At 42.3% G+C, this 17546-nt stretch carries 11 protein-coding genes and 2 pseudogenes; 7 read left to right on the top strand and 6 right to left on the bottom strand.

Going from position 1 to position 17546, the window contains the following annotated elements:
• Positions 1–36 precede the first annotated feature (36 nt).
• Entirely contained in the window at positions 37–243 is a 207-nt protein-coding gene (locus tag F6K53_RS16320; protein WP_293030268.1) for a hypothetical protein, read from the bottom strand.
• Between the two features lie 543 nt (positions 244–786).
• Between F6K53_RS16320 and F6K53_RS16325 the strand changes: the two genes are divergently transcribed.
• Entirely contained in the window at positions 787–1644 is an 858-nt protein-coding gene (locus tag F6K53_RS16325) for an FkbM family methyltransferase (RefSeq protein WP_293067280.1), read from the top strand.
• A gap of 552 nt (positions 1645–2196) precedes the next feature.
• Positions 2197–3855, top strand: a complete 1659-nt coding sequence (locus tag F6K53_RS16330) for an AMP-binding protein (protein ID WP_293067283.1) — start codon at positions 2197–2199, stop codon at positions 3853–3855.
• Positions 3856–4200: 345 nt separating this feature from the next.
• Here F6K53_RS16330 and F6K53_RS16335 read toward each other — a convergent pair whose 3' ends face one another.
• Positions 4201–4767, bottom strand: coding sequence for a hypothetical protein (locus F6K53_RS16335; protein ID WP_293022432.1), 567 nt, complete (start codon positions 4765–4767; stop codon positions 4201–4203).
• 594 nt (positions 4768–5361) lie between these two features.
• Between F6K53_RS16335 and F6K53_RS16340 the strand changes: the two genes are divergently transcribed.
• From F6K53_RS16340 to F6K53_RS16350, 3 genes are all read left to right on the top strand, one after another.
• On the top strand, positions 5362–6393 hold the full coding sequence (locus F6K53_RS16340; RefSeq protein WP_293067286.1) for a PfkB family carbohydrate kinase: 1032 nt from the start codon (positions 5362–5364) through the stop codon (positions 6391–6393).
• A 229-nt stretch (positions 6394–6622) separates the two neighbouring features.
• Complete coding sequence (locus F6K53_RS16345; RefSeq protein ID WP_293067289.1) at positions 6623–11671, top strand: caspase family protein; 5049 nt, start codon at positions 6623–6625, stop codon at positions 11669–11671.
• 42 nt (positions 11672–11713) lie between these two features.
• On the top strand, positions 11714–11848 hold the full coding sequence (locus F6K53_RS16350; protein WP_293067292.1) for a hypothetical protein: 135 nt from the start codon (positions 11714–11716) through the stop codon (positions 11846–11848).
• A gap of 534 nt (positions 11849–12382) precedes the next feature.
• On the opposite strand, the gene F6K53_RS16355 is transcribed toward F6K53_RS16350, so the two are convergent.
• A complete protein-coding gene (locus F6K53_RS16355; RefSeq protein ID WP_293081351.1) occupies positions 12383–12559 on the bottom strand; it encodes a hypothetical protein in 177 nt (58 codons plus the stop codon).
• Positions 12560–12675: 116 nt separating this feature from the next.
• Here F6K53_RS16355 and F6K53_RS16360 point away from each other — a divergent pair, with 116 nt between their 5' ends.
• Positions 12676–13323: a hypothetical protein gene (locus tag F6K53_RS16360; RefSeq protein WP_293067295.1), complete on the top strand. Its 648-nt coding sequence runs from the start codon at positions 12676–12678 to the stop codon at positions 13321–13323.
• Here F6K53_RS16360 and F6K53_RS16365 read toward each other — a convergent pair.
• Positions 13311–14619, bottom strand: a pseudogene (locus F6K53_RS16365) (transposase). The gene F6K53_RS16360 and the pseudogene F6K53_RS16365 overlap by 13 nt on opposite strands.
• A gap of 82 nt (positions 14620–14701) precedes the next feature.
• Between F6K53_RS16365 and F6K53_RS45865 the strand changes: the two are divergent.
• Positions 14702–14956, top strand: a pseudogene (locus tag F6K53_RS45865) (transposase); the annotation flags it as partial.
• Positions 14957–14980: 24 nt separating this feature from the next.
• Here F6K53_RS45865 and F6K53_RS16370 read toward each other — a convergent pair.
• Positions 14981–15157 carry a hypothetical protein gene (locus F6K53_RS16370; protein WP_293022443.1) on the bottom strand — a complete coding sequence of 59 codons (177 nt, stop codon included), beginning with the start codon at positions 15155–15157 and terminating at the stop codon, positions 14981–14983.
• A 56-nt stretch (positions 15158–15213) separates the two neighbouring features.
• A complete protein-coding gene (locus F6K53_RS16375) occupies positions 15214–17409 on the bottom strand; it encodes a transglycosylase SLT domain-containing protein (protein ID WP_293022446.1) in 2196 nt (731 codons plus the stop codon).
• Positions 17410–17546 lie beyond the last annotated feature (137 nt).

Genomic DNA, 17546 nt, shown 5'->3' on the forward strand with positions numbered 1-17546 from the left:
ATTTTCATGGGTCGAATGGTAAAGCTATTCCAGTCCTCAGGTTCTTCGAAAGCGGATATTGTCCGCTAACAATGACTCATATCTCACTGTTTGTTCATTTGCCAACCCACTTTCAGATTTGCGATCGCACTTTGAGATTCGTGATCGCACTTTGAGATTCGCGATCGCATTTTGAGATTCGCGATCCCAGTCTTGGGAAACCCCAATATCTCCTTCAACCCTTATGTCGTAGCTTTTTGACATTGTGATTCCGAATGGCTCACCAAGGGTGAGCGAACGGTGAGTCATAAGAGCCAATATAGCAATTCCTTAATAGGTCGTGGTAATTTCTGAAATTCGATCCTTGCTCTACCTGGGTTTTAGCCGATCACTTATTACATCCTATTTAGGATTGCTATATACACCCAAGTGTTCAATTTGGCTTCTCCGTTGTCAATAGAGCATCTTTATTGCGGTGAGCAGTTACCCATAACGATAGTTTGGCGTCGTCTGGGAATGACAAGTGGCAAAGTATGGTATCATATTAATACAGCCGATAAACCAAGCTTTAAAAGTTGAAAAAAATCAATTCAACTCTTACTATTTACAGTCGCTGAGAGGCATAATGAGACTCTAAATGGACGTGGAGGAAGCGTAAATCTACCCCTAAAACGTACTTGCACTGCAAGTGAAGCCCGCCTTGAGTCATTCGTTCAACGCACAGTTGTTTGATTGATGGATAGGAATCGGTGCGCTGTCTTTTAAGAGCAGCGTCAGGAGGATGTCAATTCACCAGATTCAACAACAATGAAAAAGTCACTAGAATTGCCAAACCAACAAAAAATTTATTTCCTCAACGAGGAGGAAGCACTTTTTCTTTATGATGATATTTTTGTCAGACAAAGTTATTTGCAGCATGGGATAACTTTAAAACCAGGTTATACAGTATTTGACATTGGTGCCAACATAGGTTTGTTTGCACTTTTTGCTCATCAATATTGTCAAGGCAATATCAATCTATTTTGTTTTGAACCAATTAAACAAATTTATAAAATTATGCAAAAAAATATGCAGTTAACTAATGTTATTAGCTATAATTGTGGATTGTGGAACGAAGATAGTAAAGCAACGTTTGATTACTTCCCTCATTACTCATTATTATCAGGAGCAGATGCCAAGTTTAGCCCGGCAGAGAAAAACAACTTTACCAACTTAATTATTAACAACTTAAATAATAAAAATGCAAAAAAAACTAATAATATCATAACACAAATCATTAAAATATGTCCGTTTCCATGGAAAGCAAGATTAGTGGAATTTATTTTAGAAAAGTTTTTCTTGAAAACCAAACAAGCTAGTGTAACTTTAACGAGTATATCTGAAATAATCAAAAAACATGAGTTATGTCAGATAGATTTAGTTAAATTAGATACTGAAAAAGCTGAACTTAAAATTCTTGAGGGAATCAATTCCGCAGACTGGCAAAAAATCCAGCAGTTGGTTATAGAAGTTCATGACATCCAAGACCGCTTAAATATCATCAAAAATATGTTAGAAAAAGAAGGCTTTGAATGCTATGTAGAAGCAGGTTCACCACCAAAATTTTTAGCTTACTCAATTTTAGGAGTCACTAATCCAGTTTTCACCAATCATTATTCACAATAATTACTTTATACTATCTATGCAAAAAGAATAAAATAACGATTGTAAATGATGGTGCTAAACATATTTTTGAAAATAAATTGTATAATTTTATGAAAAACATGAATTTAAAATACTTGATAAAAATATGTTTTTTAATTCACTGTATAACCCCATACGGTGGCTATTACGAATAATCGGAGGTTGGGTATAACTTCGTTATACCCAACAAAAAACCATTAAAAATGGCGTTAATTAATGGTAATTTTTTTATATAAAATTCAAACAAAATAAGTTTTATGATAGTATTAACCCTGACTATTGAATTTTACTAACGCCCACAAATTGATTTAAAAAATATAAATAAACCTACAAAAGTTAAGTAATCAGTAATTTTAATTAAAAATATAGGAGTTTTAAATTAGCTGGGGTACACATTTTTTTGTGTTAGGGAACAGGGCCTTCAGAGCAGGGAACAGGGAACATGTAAGATCGAAAAAATATTGTGTGTTTCATTAGGATAAAAAGCGCTATATATAACTTTTGTCACAGTTGGTATTAGGGGAATTATCGGTGATGATAAAAATATCTGAACATACTCTTGTTGAGCAATACAACAAATATGCAAGTTATGAAAGCAAAAGATGGCAAGATTTAGCAGCACAAAACGTCAATAGTTGGGCGGATGTCTGGGAACAATCAGTAGCTCATTTGTCTCACCGCCCAATAGTTCATGAGGTAGGTTTTATATCCCCTTGGAGCTATCAAGAACTTGATCGCGCAGCCGATAAAATAGCAGAATGGGCGATTTCCTCAAATCAAAAATACATCGGGGTTCACCAAAACAACAGTGCTGTTTTCCTAGCTACTGTCTTGGGATTAGCTAAAGCAGGAATTGTCGCAGTTTTATTTAATGCCAGAGAATCAGATAAAAAATTATCAACTTTAGCCCATAATTCAGGAGTCAAGATTACCATAGGTCAGCCCATCCCATCAGTAGAAACCTATGACCCAAACTGGATTCTTGAACGTTCCTGGTCGGGTCGCACTTCAGCAAAACACCGTCGTCAAGTTACGCTTGATGACCCAGTTGTGATTATCTTTACTAGCGGAACTAGCGGTCGCAGTAAACCCGCACTCTTTAGTCATCGCCGGATGATTGGTGCGGGAATTGCTTGGTCGTTGCGAACAGGGATGTCTTATGACAGTAAGTGTTACATCACTTTGCCTCTCTATCATGGAAATGGGCTAGCTGTGGCTTTTTCTAGTTGTTTAGAAGCGGGAGCTTGTGCTGTAGTCCGCGATAAATTTTCTGTGGGAGCATTTCTGACGGATGTGCGTACCTACAATTGTGATTCAGTTGTTTATATTGGCGAACTGTGGCGTTATCTGAGCAACAGTCCCCAACAACCCGAGGATGCCAAAAATCCCCTGGGCGTTATTTTTGGTAATGGTTTAACATCTCCCCTCTGGGAGCAGGTGATCGAAAGATTTGGGATTGAAAAAGTAGTAGAACATTACGGTGCGACAGAAATGCCAGCATCAGCACTGACAAATTGGACGGGAAGACCGGGTTATTGTGGTTTTATTCCCCCAGACCATCCTGATGCCAACAATGTAGCGTTAGTTAACGAGCAAGGAAAAGTTGTTGCACCGGGAGAAGTTGGAGAGGCTGTGTTGCGGGTTCCGGGTAATTTCTATCGAGGTTATCTTGACCCAAAACTAGATGAGGATAAACTCTGGAGAAATTTATTTGAACCAGGTGACTTGTGGTGGCGTTCTGGAGATTTACTATGTCGAGATGCTGACGGCTTTTTTATGTTTGTTGACCGTATGGGTGACAGCTTTCGTTGGAAAGGAGAAAATGTTTCTTGTGTGGAAGTAGAGGAAGCAATTTTATCGACGGGTAAAGTCCGAGAAGCGGTTGTTTATGGAGTTCCAATTCCTGGTGCATCGGGTAAAGTAGGGATGGCATCTATTTTACCTATTGAGTCTTTGGATGAAGGTGAAACTCTTGATGATTTCTTGACTCACTTGCAAGAACTTTTATCTCCCTATGCTATCCCACACATTATTCGATTAGTTGATCGGCATCACGAAACAACTTCCACTATGAAGATTATCAAAGCTCATCTACAGACTGAGGGGTTTAAGCAAATTGAAAAATATCCACATTTTGCGTTACGTCAGGGTCGGTATGTTCGCCTGAAAAGGGATTGCATTTCGGTACTATAGTCAGGAAAATTAACTCTAGGTTTTAGGTAAATAATATCAATGGTAGTGGTAAATATGTAGTGAATTAACCAAGGTATGTTAAGGTTTGTCAAGGGTTTCAACTATGGTAGCTACTTCCACGTATTGAAAGCCTCATCAGCTCGAAAAAGAGTAAGCATTCAGCTATCAACCGTTGGCCATTCGCGTAGCGTGGCTAAAGACTATGAATTCCTGGCCGAAAGGCCAGGGAACTGAGATTTAGCAAATGCTTACCTATTTCATTCAAAAGCTGAAGGCTGACGGCTGATAGCTGTTAGCGTAGCGTGCGCGTAGCGGATATGCTTAGGTTTTTTTAGTCTGTTTTTTCTATACCCTTGGCGAAGATGCTATCTTTCTCTGTGAGAGCCAACCTAAACCCAAAATACTAAGTCCTATAACCGTACCAGCTTCAGGTACACTTGCTGGTGATTCATTTTCTACCCGCCTAACAATCGCTGTGTCTACGAACTCTCCATCTACCTCGAATCCAGTAAATAAGTCTCCGAAAATACTCGGACCACTATAAGGATTAAATCTAAAATCTTCTGTAGCCCAACTTAATTGCTCGCTCTCTCCTACCGCACCTTCAAACAGTGACAATACAGGCTGTCTCGTAGAATCCGCCTTGGTATAGGTTCTATTGTTGAAAAAAAACTCAATCTCATCTACTGGATACGTTAACTCGACCACGGTAATATCAGGCTCACGATAATCAAATTCTCTCCGAGTTTCATTGGCGTCATCATAGCTGAACTTACCAGAAAATTCTTCTGTTGAAAACTCATAGGTAATGGTAATAGCTTGGGCAGGATTAGTGTCAATCACTGCTAGGCTTAAAGCCGCACCAGTAGTGATTAGTGCTAAGTTTTGGCAGATACTTTGTAGCTTTAACATTGATTTATCCCTGAAAATTACTTGTTGATATTACTTATTTTTAATTTTTTAAATTAAGTCTATACCAAGGGTCAGTAGAATTTATAAACACTACATAAAGTTTACATAAAGTTTACATAAAAATGTGAATAACGGTTGATACTATAGCAATAGGGAATAGGAAATAGGGAACAGGGAATAGAAAAGGGTTGATAAACGTTAAATTTATTAACACAGTTAACAGAATTGATGTCCAAGTAGTTAGTTAAAAACTTGTTAATAAATCCCAAACACATTCTGGTCAACTAATCCGTCAGCCTATGCGCTACGCCCACGCGTGCGCGAACAGCCATTTGCGTAGCGTGGGCAATGTGCAATGCGCAATGGCCAAAGGAGAGCATTTAATAGTTCGAGATTAATGGGAATTGAAAGTCTGGGTAAAAGCTGATACGCGACACGGTGATACGCGACACGCTGGTATTTCAAGTAACAGTAAGGAGAAACTAATTAATACTAAACTATAGCGTTGCTCACAGTTATCAAGTACATTAAATTTTATTATCCCTACTCCCTACTCCCTACTCCCTACTCCCTACTCCCTACTCTCTTTGCTATATGACTGAATTTGCGTCTTTCAAAACTCAAGTAGCTGCTTCAGCTCAACGTTTGTTTGAGCTCATTGATGGTTTTAAGCAATCCAAGGTACTGGTGGTTGGTGATTTAACTCTTGATGAGTTTCTCACAGGTGAAGTGGAACGAATTTCACGAGAGGCACCAGTATTAATAATACGTCATGAAACCACTCGTCAAACTCCTGGTGGTGGGGCAAATGCTGTTTATAATCTGGCTAAGCTGGGAGCAAAGGTTAAGGTAGCTGGGTTTTTGAGTAAAGATCCTCAAGGGCAAGTGCTGCGGACGATGTTTGAAGAGGTGGGGATTGATACTAGTGCGATCGTGATTGATCCAGACCGACCAACTGTGACCAAAAGCCGGATTGCTGGTCATGCCCGTCAGTCGGTGACTCAGCAGATTGTGCGAATAGACCGCAAGTCAGATGAATTGCCCGACCGGGATAAGCAGTTAGAGTTGGCAGCACAAATACAACAGCATTTAGATCAGGTGGATGCTGTAGTTTGTTCTGATTACGGAGATGGTGTGTTTACACCACCAGTGATTGAAGCCGTTTTGTCTCACGACCGCACCATTGTAGATACTCAGAAGGATCTGGCCCGTTATCATGGCGCTATAGTTTTTACTCCCAATCTGCCAGAAGCGGAGCGAGCAGTGGGCTATGGGATTAAGAGTTTTGAGGATTTGTTGAGAGCTGGTAGAGATTTGTTGGCACTGACTCAAGGGGAAGAAATTCTGATTACTCGTGGTGAACAGGGGATGAGTTTGTTTGGTCGTGATGGTAAGGTTGAGCATATCCCAGCCTTTAATCGCACCGATGTATTTGATGTAACTGGTGCTGGGGATACCGTAGTAGCAGCCCTGACCTTGAGCTTGTGTCTGGGGGCTTCCTACTGGGAAGCAGCGGTTTTGGGGAATTTGGCCGCTAGCATTGTGGTGCGTCAGTTTGGGACAGCCACCACTAGTCAGGATGAGATGAAAGAGGCTTTACGGGGATTGTTGGAGCTTGAAGCATAAACTATAGCAATTCTCTGTTCGATGCTTTCATCAATAGGTAAAGATTTATTACGAAAAAAATAATTTCTGCGTAAAGTCAACAGATTATCTTGAGGAATAAATAGGGAGCATCTCACTGCTGTGTGAGCGTGATTATACTGCCCACATATAGCAGAAGTCAGAAGTCAGAAGTCAGAAGTCAGAAGTCAGAAGTTCAGAAGTCAGAAGTCAGAAGTCATTTGAGAATAACATGTTTTCTCGCAATCTCGCCTTTATCATCGGTATCAATAACTACAGAAACGGCATTTCTCCCCTCAACACTGCCGTAAACGATGCCAAAAAACTAGTAGAAATTCTCCGCGAGAAGCATGATTACGAAGTCTGGGAATGCCTAGACGAAGTGGCAACTCTGTCTAAGTTTAACAAATTTTTATCTCATACCTTACCCGAACAAGTTACTGAAAATGACCGCTTATTATTTTACTTTGCTGGTCATGGAGTCGCTCTCAATGGGGATGATGGCCCGGCGGGTTACTTAATTCCTCAAGATGCTTTACTGGGGGATACTAATAGTTATCTGCCCATGACCAAGTTACACGATGCTTTAAGTCAATTACCTTGTCGTCATTTCTTGGGTATCCTCGACTGCTGTTTTGCTGGTGCTTTCCGTTGGTCGAGTACTAGGGATCTACTCACATCACCAGAAGTAATTCACAAAGAACGATACGACCGTTTTATTAGTGACCCAGCCTGGCAAATTATTACCTCCTCAGCTTCTGACCAAAAAGCTTTCGATAACTTTTATTTAGATAGCGAACGCAGTCAAGTCGGCCATCATTCCCCTTTTGCTAGTGCATTATTAGAAGCCCTCGAAGGGGCAGCAGATATCTATCCTCCTGCTACCAATGGTAAACCGGCTGGAGATGGGGTAATTACAGCCACAGAATTATATTTATATTTACGGGATCGAGTCGAAATACCCACAGAAAAATGCCGGATACGACAAACGCCTGGTATTTGGTGTTTAAATAAGCACGATAAGGGAGAATATATCTTTCTTTCTCCGGGACATGAACTTAATTTACCCCCCGCACCACCATTAGATGAGTCACAAAATCCCTATCGCGGTTTAAAGTCCTTTGACGAGAAACACAGTTCACTGTTTTTCGGTAGAACATTACTAATAGAAAAGTTAGAAGATTTTGTGAAAAGTCATCCCCTGACAGTGGTGTTGGGTGCTTCCGGTTCGGGTAAATCTAGCTTGGTAAAGGCAGGATTAATTCCCAAACTACGGCAAGATAATACCGAGAAATGGTGTATTTTGCCGCCCATCCGTCCTGGTGAGACTCCCTTGCAAGGGTTAAATAATGTGCTGACTGAAGCTAAGTTACCCTTGGTAGAGCCACAAAACCCACAGCAGAATCTGGCAATGAGCATTGATGTTTGGGCGAAAAATAACCCCAACTCTAAGTTATTACTGTTTATTGACCAAAGCGAAGAAATTATTACACTCTGTCAAAACTTAGATGAGCGTCAGGAGTTTTTCCAACAGATACTCACAGCCATAAATGCCCATGGGGATAAATTACGGGTAGTACTATCCCTACGTTCTGATTTTGAACCCCAAATCACAGATGTGGGCTTAAAGTTGGCACCGGAAGTACTAAATCAATTGGGAACTACGGTACTGATAAATCTTTGGCAAAGTGGACGATTTATTGTGCCAGGGATGACACGAGGGGAACTAAGGGAAGCGATAGAAAAACCGGCTCAAGCACGGGTAATGTATTTTCAACCCCACGATTTAGTTGAACAATTAATTGATGAAGTGGCGGATATGCCGGGAGCATTACCCCTGCTGTCTTTTGCCTTGAGTGAATTCTTCATCAAGTATTTAAGGCGGCAACGGGAGGCACAATACAGGGGTATTACTATTGACCGGGCGTTGACTCAAGCCGATTATCTTGAATTGGGGGGAGTAATGCGATCACTAACTCAAAGGGCTGATGAAGAATATAAGGCGCTAGTTAATAAAAACCCCGCTTATGACCAAGTTATCCGTCATGTGATGTTACGGATGGTGGCACTAGGTGGAGGAGAATTAGCCCGTAGGCGCGTATCGTTATCAGAATTGAAATATCCGCCTCAGAAAGATGGTTTAGTGAAGGAAGTAATTGGGCGCTTTACTAACGTACGGTTATTGGTTAATGGAGTTGATGCTGATCGCAATCCCTATGTGGAACCAGCCCATGATGCTTTGGTGCGGGGTTGGCAAAGGTTGCTGGAGTGGAAACAAAAAGACGAGGAAAATTTACTTCTACAACGGCGGTTGACTCCTGCGGCGGTGGAGTGGAAAAATCTTAAAAGCAAAAAACAATCATCCGGTTTTGAAGCCAAGGCTGAAGCTGCGATTAATTGGTTGAATGGGAGACTTGACCTTGCTGAAAACTTTTTTAACAAAATAAACACACTCAAAAATACTCAGTTGGCTCGATTGTGGCAACGGACACCGGAGCAACAAAAAGATTCGAGAGATAAAACCGTACAATTTCTTTGGAATGCCAATCCTTATCTTGATGTATTGAATAAAGAACTCAATTCTGATGATAACTGGCTGAACCAAGTAGAAGCTGAGTTTGTGCAGCGTAGCGTCAGGCAAAAAAGCTTCAATACTCGTCGGAATTGGGGTGTTGCGATCGCAGTTATGCTGGGGTTAGGTACAGGTTTAGTGTTATCGACTTATTTTGGCTTACAATCTCGTAAACAGGCAATTAACTCAGAATTACGAGTAAAAGCTGCCAATATCAAGTATTCTCTATCAGTAGAATCTACTCCAAAAGGATTGCTCCAAGCTATTGAATCAACCGCTAAAATTCAAGATTACCAAAAATCCTTACAAGCAAAGGTAATCAATTTAGAACCAAAGGTAATCAATGAAGTTAATTCTATCTTATTGACAGCTTTAGATAAGGTTCGAGAAAGGAATCGCGTACAAGGTTATACAAATGTTGGCCAGCTGGTCTATGATATTGTCTTTAGCAGAGATGGCAAACAGATTCTCAGTGGCAGTGACTACGGAACAGTGCGGTTATGGGACACAGAATCCGGTCAACTAATCCATACCTTGGAAGGTCATACTGGTAGTGTCACTGAGATCGCTTTTAGTCCAGATGGCAAGCAGATTCTCAGTGGCAGTCAGGACAACACAGTGCGGTTATGGAACACAGAATCCGGTCAACTAATCCATACATTAGAAGGTCATACAGACTGGGTCGATGATATCGCTTTTAGTCCAGATGGCAAACAGATTCTCAGTGGCAGTAGGGACGGAACAGTGCGGTTGTGGGACACCAAATCCGGTCAACTAATCCATACATTAGAAGGTCATATAGGTGGAGTCTATAATATCGCTTTTAGTCCAGATGGCAAACAGATTCTCAGTGGCAGTTCCGACAACACAGTGCGGTTGTGGGACACAGAAACCGGTCAACTAATCCATACATTAGAAGGTCATACAGACTGGGTCGATGATATCGCTTTTAGTCCAGATGGCAAACGAATTCTCAGTGGCAGTAGGGACAACACAGTGCGTTTGTGGAACACAAAAACCGGTCAACTAATCCATACATTAGAAGGTCATACAGATAGTGTCGATGATATCGCTTTTAGTCCAGATGGCAAACAAATTCTCAGTGGCAGTTCCGACAACACAGTGCGGTTATGGGACACAAAAACCGGTCAACCTCTCCATACCTTGGAAGGTCATACTAATTTTGTCTCTGATATCGCTTTTAGTCCAGATGGCAAACAAATTCTCAGTAACATGGGCAGCACAATGCGGTTGTGGGACACAGAAACCGGTCAACTAATCCATACATTAGAAGGTCATACTGGTAGTGTCAATGTGAGCGCTTTTAGTCAAGATGGCAAACAGATTTTCAGTGGCAGTGAGGACGGAACAGTGCGGTTATGGGACACAAAAACCGGTCAACTAATCCATAAATTACAAGGTCATACTAGTTTTGTCGATCATATCGCTTTTAGTCCAGATGGCAAACGAATTCTCAGTGGCAGTAGGGACGGAACAGTGCGGTTGTGGGACACAGAAACAGGTCTTCCTCTCCATACATTAGAAGGTGATACAAGTGGGGTCAATGCGATCACTTTTAGTCCAGATGGCAAACAGATTATCAGTGGCAGTTTCGACAACACCTTGCGGTTGTGGGACACAGAAACCGGTACACTAATCCATACATTTGTTGGTCATAAAGCTGATGTCACTGATATCGCTTTTAGTCCAGATGGTAAACAGATTCTCAGTGGCAGTTCCGACAACACAGTGCGTTTGTGGGACACAGAAACCGGTCAACTAATCCATAAATTAGAAGGTCATACAAATACTGTCAATGCGATCGCTTTTAGTCCAGATGGCAAACAGATTCTCAGTGGCAGTTGGGACAACACCTTGCGGTTGTGGGACACAGAAACAGGTCTTACTCTCCATACATTAGAAGGTTATACTAAGGATGCCACTGGTATCGCTTTTAGTCCAGATGGCAAACAAATTCTCAGTGACAATGACGACAACACCTTGCGGTTGTGGGACGCAGAAACCGGTCAACTAATCCATAAATTAGAAGGTCATACTAAGGATGCCACTGATATCGCTTTTAGTCCAGATGGCAAACAAATTCTCAGTGGCAGTTCCGGCAACACCTTGCGGTTGTGGAACACAAAAACCGGTCAACTAATCCATACATTAGAAGGTCATACTAATTTTGTCACTGATATCGCCTTTAGTCCAGATGGCACACAGATTCTCAGTGGCAGTTGGGACAGAACAGTGCGTTTGTGGGACACAGAATCCGGTCAACCTCTCCATATATTAGAAGGTCATACTAATAATGTCACTGATATCGCCTTCAGCCCAGATGGCAAACAGATTCTCAGTGGGAGTTGGGACAAAACAGTGCGGTTGTGGCGGGGTGGAAATTGGAAAGATTGGTTAAAAGAGGGATGTGATCAGCTGCAATTTCATCCTGACCTCGTTGCACCTAAAAATAATAAAGCAGGAGAAGCTTGTCTTAAGCATGCCAGTTGGGAAGATAAAACCAAAGCAGAATTTCTGGTGAGACAAGGTAGGGCTATTTTACAAAAAGAGCCAAATCTCAAGAGTGCTGTTAAAAAATTCAAAGAAGCGCAAAAACTCTATCCTGATATTGACCTCAATCCATATACAGAGGAAATAGACAAAGATCCCAAAACAGTAGTGCAACAGTTAGCCCCAGACTCGAAATAATCACATGCCTGTCCACAGAAGAATGAAGTAGATACTCAAGCCATGGCCTTTAGGCCACGCTACGCGAACGCCTCATCGGGTGTCTACCAACTAAATAGATTACCATTAGAGCCGAAATCTTGGATAGATTATCGGCTACTTTGCGCTGCATCAAGACAGGAAATCAGCCTCAAATAAATCTGAAAAGCGCGTAGCGCTATACCTCTGGCGACTCTCTCAATAATTTGTTACAAAACTTTTAAAAATATGCTATAATATTTAAATTTTTATGCTATAATCAAAGTGTGGACAATCAAATCCACGGGAAGAGCCAGCCTAAGAGTTTTCCTAGGCCACAGGCTGGCTCTGGGTACCCCTTAAAGTAAAGGAGATAACTTAATATTAGACTTCTTGCAGAAGTCGGGAACAGGGAACAGGGAATAGGGAACAGTGGACAAGAATTGTTCGCGTAGCGTGGCCTACGGCCAGGGAAACACTATCAGAAAAATACTTTTACAAGAGGTCTAATAAACACTTTGGCAAAGGGAGCAGGGAGCAGGGTAAAGAGGCAGTATTCAGAAAATTTTATTAGTTAAATTGCCTTATAACCCTTATTCAGCAAGCTTTCTGAGTTTTTTTAACTGGAAATTTAGAGGTTGTCTGAGAAGTCTCATTTGCTACATCCAAGCCCCCTAAATCCCCCGAGCGAGCAATCCCTCGCTCGGGGGACTTTTAGAAGCAAATTGACTCTTCCCCCAAAGTTGGGGGGCTAGGGGGGCAAAATTCAGTATCAAAAAACTTTTCAGATATCCTCTTAGCATAGTAGGTACTGAAGAACCATATATTCAGATGCATTCGCGAAGCGTGACCATTCGCGTAGCGTGGCCCAAAGGCCAAGGTCAATCGCATTTAGGCTTAGTTTTTCCTTTCATCACTTAATCTTTTAGTTAACTTTACTTACTCTTCAAAATTAAATCAAACAATGTTTGATTAACTATTGATAGTAGTTTTTTATATCAAAACTGATGAAATTAACTCACATTAGTGCTTCTTTAGTATTCCTGGGAGCGATCGCCTTTGGCGCGGCTTCGCCGATCGCAGTTACTCCAGCTTATGGAGCCTCGGTATCCTTCACTCCGACTGGGTCACAATTAGACCAAGATGCCATCAATGACCTTGAAGTCAATGTTGGTGACACCATTGATTTCTCTTTCATTTTAGATACTAGCGGTCTCACCGCTAATTTACAGTCATTGGACCTTCTTTTTCAACAAGATCCTACTGAGCTTATTACTCTAGACGTATTTAGGACAGATGCAGATCGAGCTGCTTTTTCAGACTTTAGCGGGAGCCCAGTAGAAAACCCACCCTTTGGAATACCTACAGTACTTTTTCAACGTAGTGATTCAGTTGGAGTTTCTCCAAACTCTACTCTAGAAATAGTTGGGGCAACTTACGAAGTACTTCCTGGGTTTAAGAATGATGGATTGCCTGACTTAGCAGTTACTGTTACTTCTGCAATTGATGCCAATGGTATAGAGGTAAGCAGTCTTTTTAAACCAGCTAACCAAAGTCTTGATGTTCAGCCTGCCCCTGTTCCTGAAACCACATCACTGTTAGGTTTCTTAGGATTAGCTGCTGTGACTACTCTCACATCAAATCAAAGATTATGATGTGGGCTTCTCAAACTCACGAATGAGACTTGCTGCTCCTCGGCGGATGCCTCCGCTACGCGAACGATATCCTGTACCGATTTACCACAGCCATTAAGCGGCAGTCCAACCGCCAATAGTCCACGATTCAAAATGTTGATACCACTGTTCCAGTCGCGGTCAATTTTAACTTTACAACTGGAACAACAATGAATGCGAACGCTTAAAGTTTTTTCGACCCTAGAACCACAACTAAAACACTCGATACTTGTGGCACGTGGGTTAACTTCCTGAACTAACAAACCGCGTTTAACCGCCACTGCTTGCAATATTTCCAAGAATGCTCCCCAGGCCGCATCATGTATTGATTTTGCTAAATTAGTTCTAGCGAGTCCTTTGATGTTTAAATTTTCGTGAGCAATTAGGTCGTATTTACTACATAGCCAATGAGCAACCTGATAATGAAATTCCTTCCGGCAACGGGTTAAGTGAAGGTGCAACAAAGCTACTTTATGCTTTGATTTTTTCCAATTCTTAGAACCCTTGACGCGGCGCGACATTACTTTTTGAGCCTGAGCAAGTTTATCCTGAGCTTTCCTGTAAAACTGCGGAATAGGTACTGCCTCTCCGTCAGATGTGGTCAAAAATTTCTCTAGGCCAACGTCAATACCAACGGCAGACTTAACTGAATCTATGGATAGTAGTTCAGGTACAGTGTCGTCTTTCATTGAAAGACAGCAGTACCAACCATCAGCCTTCTTGACAATGGTGCATTGCTTAAGGACAAAACCCACGCCCTTCGGGCAAGCTTCGCTAACAGGCAATGGTCGATGCATTACAACAGGCATTGACCCGATTCGACTTAACTTTAAAACACCATCAACCAAGTGTGCCCCAGCCTTAGAATTATTGACCCTAGGGAATACAAACGATCTAAGTTCTCCAGCTTTTTTAAAGCGAGGTCTACCCCCACGTTTACCACTTGCGTCAGGTCTTCTCCATCTTTCCCAGGCTTTGTTTAACCTTTGCAGATTAACTTGTTGAGTCTCTGCATAAATTTTTTTATATTCAGGAAACAGTCGTTTTGTCTCCTTAAGGGCTGTTTGTTGAGTGTAGTAATTTACCTCTTCTGGAATCTCACCGATCGGCTCACTTACCAGACTACACCTATCAATCGGGGAACGAGTCCGATTGAGCCAATCAAGCCTTTGTCAAACATGCATAGTTCCAGTGGCGTCGAAGCAATTCGAGCCACCGTTCCATGGTGACAATTTGTTCAGGACTTGGCTTGATTCGGTAGCAGTAAGTGATTATCATACTAGTATTGTAGCATTTATCCTATAGTTATGAAAGGTAATTATACAAAAGAAAACAGGTCTGTTTATCGTCTTACTATTACAAGGTGTACAGTAAGACGATAAACAGACGTCAAGTTAGATCACAACAAATTTTGATGTGGCCTACGGCCTCCGCTGCGCGAACAGGCGCGCAGCAAATCTGCTCTGAAACTTGTGTTAAGTGGGAATGCAACCTGATAGAGTTGAACGGAGAAAGTGACCACCTCCATCTGCTCGTGGATCTCAATCCTAAAGTAGCTCCGGTTAAGTTAATAGCAAATATCAAAACTGTAACCAGTAGATTGATTCGTTACTGATTTTCTGAATACAAAAGGGCAGTTTTATGGCGATAAAAGGGAACAGGGAATCGGGAATCGGGAATCGGGAATCGGGAATCGGGAATCGGGAAAAAATGCTTTGTATCTCATTAATATGAAAACCAATGGTGATTGATCAAAACACCAAAAAATTTGCCCATCTCCCCATCTCCCTATTTCCCCATCTCCCCATCTCCCCATCTCCCCATCTCCCCACACTTCCCTACTCCCTACTCCCTACTCCCTACTCCCTAAAATTAATTGGATGATGCTACGGATTTAGTAGCAGCGTGAGCTTCTACCATCCGGGAAATATCAGGATTATAGAGTCGCAAATAATTCCAATAATTACCAAACACTGTTTTCACGTAACCTTTGGTTTCTCGAAAGGGGATTTTTTCAATAAAGGCGTCGGGGTCACTAAAACCGTATCTATTCACCCATTTGGATACATTACCGGGACCGGCATTGTAACTGGCAACGGCTAATAGGGAGTTATTACTATTTTGTTGGTGGGTAAAGCTTAGATACCATGTCCCCAATTTAATGTTGTCATCAGGGTTTTTAAGATTGTATTCTTTCAACTGGATTTTTTGGGCAACCCAACTACCTGTTGCTGGCATCACTTGCATTAAACCCATGGCACCAGCAACGGAACGGATTTCTGGTTCAAATCTAGACTCTTGGCGAATTAGGGCAGTTACGAGTAAGGGATTAAGCTCCCGTTGACCAGACCAGTTAACAATTGAATTTAGGAAAGGGAAGGGAAATAGAGCATGCCAGTATTTTGGGTCGTCACGCAGTGCTGCCCATTCGGCTTGTTCTTGGGGAGTCTCTCGTCGTTTTAGGCTCCAGACTTGGTTAATGCCTTTGAGATTATCCCCAATCCCTAGCCGCAATAAACCATCACTAAATTGCTCTGAGACACTGAGTTCCTTACGGTCTCCTAATTCCACTTGCCACAGAGCCCAAGCATCCTGATCTTGACCAAGCTTGTACAGTTCTTTGAGAGTAGCAGAACCGTCGGTTAGTAAAGGTCTAGCTTGGGGTCTGACCACTTTTGGCATTAAGTAGCGCACGGAGGTGAAGTCCCCTACATTCCAGCCTAAATAGTTGGCCGACCGCCATGCATAGTAGGATTCTGGATAACGAGCTAGTACATGCTCAAAGGCAGCTTTAGCATCATTAGGACGCCCCAACTTACTTGCCCATCGACCTACCCAGAAGCCAGCTTGGGCAGCGATGTCACTATCGGGATTGTTGGTGGTAATCGGTTGCGCCCATTGCCATGCTTGTTGTAGCTGGCCTTTTGCTGCTTTTTTTTGAGCCATTTGCCAACGATAATTAGCCGCAGCATCAGAACTAGCATATTGGGTCAATACCGACTTCCGAGCTTGGCCAGCAGACACTTTGCTGTTGAGCTTTTCTAGGATTTTGGCTTTGTCGAGCAAGGCTTGAGGAGCTTCATCGGGATAATTCTGGATGACTTGATCCAGATAAGCTAAGGCTTCTGGTGGCTTAGATATACTAGCAAGACGCCTTAAGGCTAATCCGGTTTCTTTGGCATTGGGATAGGCGCTGATTAACTGTTGATAAAAGATTTTGCCTTTGGTTGCTTTGGTATCTAAATGAAGCCCTCGACCTGCCCGGTAGAGATTGCGGGGAGTGCGGGGGGCTTTAGCGTAGGCTTTACCAGCTTTGCCATATTTCCAGGTTTCCCAGTAACCAGTGCCAATCATTTCCCAGTCTTCGGGGGTGAGTTGCTCAGGGTACTTGTCAACGATCCGGTCTCGGATCTCCTGCATTCCTAAGGCTTTAGGAGTGTGCTTGGCTAAGAGTAATAGTAATGGGAGTTGGTTGGGATTGGCTTTGAGGCGCTGTCGGACAATTTCTAGAGTACGGGGATGGCTGGGAAATTTTGCGATCGCATCGTCCCAGTGCTTAGGATTAGATTTGCCTAGATGATAAAGGGCTTCTGCTGCCACTGCTTGGTTGGGGTACTTTTTCAGGATAGTACCCCAGGCTGCTGTAGCCTTAGCGCTATCCCCCATGGCTTGGTAAGCTTGAGCACGTTTGAGGACAACGTGGGATGCTAAAACCGGATAATCTGACTCAAGTCCTTCGAGATGGTTTAGGGCTTGTTCTGGTTGATTTTGTTGAATTAAATCCGATGCCAACAGATAACGGGCGCGATACTGTTCCCGAGACTTCGGACCGGAGGCAAAGGCATCTAGGTTAGTTGCTCGTTGTTGAGGTGGCAGGGAAACCAGCCGTGCTACAGCGGATTTGCCTGTTGACTCCGTTAAGCCTTGGCTGGCAGTCTTGTTTTCCTCTTTTTCCTCTAGTTGATTTGCTACGGTGACACCTAAGAATACAACTCCCAGGCATACTGATACCAATAACACTATGGCTCCAGCCAATAACCGAAATTGCTGTTTACGCTCTTTTAACATAAATCCTCACCCAACAAAGTTCAGCAGTTGAAAGTCTCTTAGCATATGACCCTTCACCAGGGGAATCTGGTTTCCCTCTTGAGTTATGAACCATTATAAAAATTTCTTGGCTAAGAACCTGAAACCGTACTTAGTCA

The organism is Moorena sp. SIO4A1 (assembly GCF_010672065.1).
Classification (GTDB): domain Bacteria; phylum Cyanobacteriota; class Cyanobacteriia; order Cyanobacteriales; family Coleofasciculaceae; genus Moorena.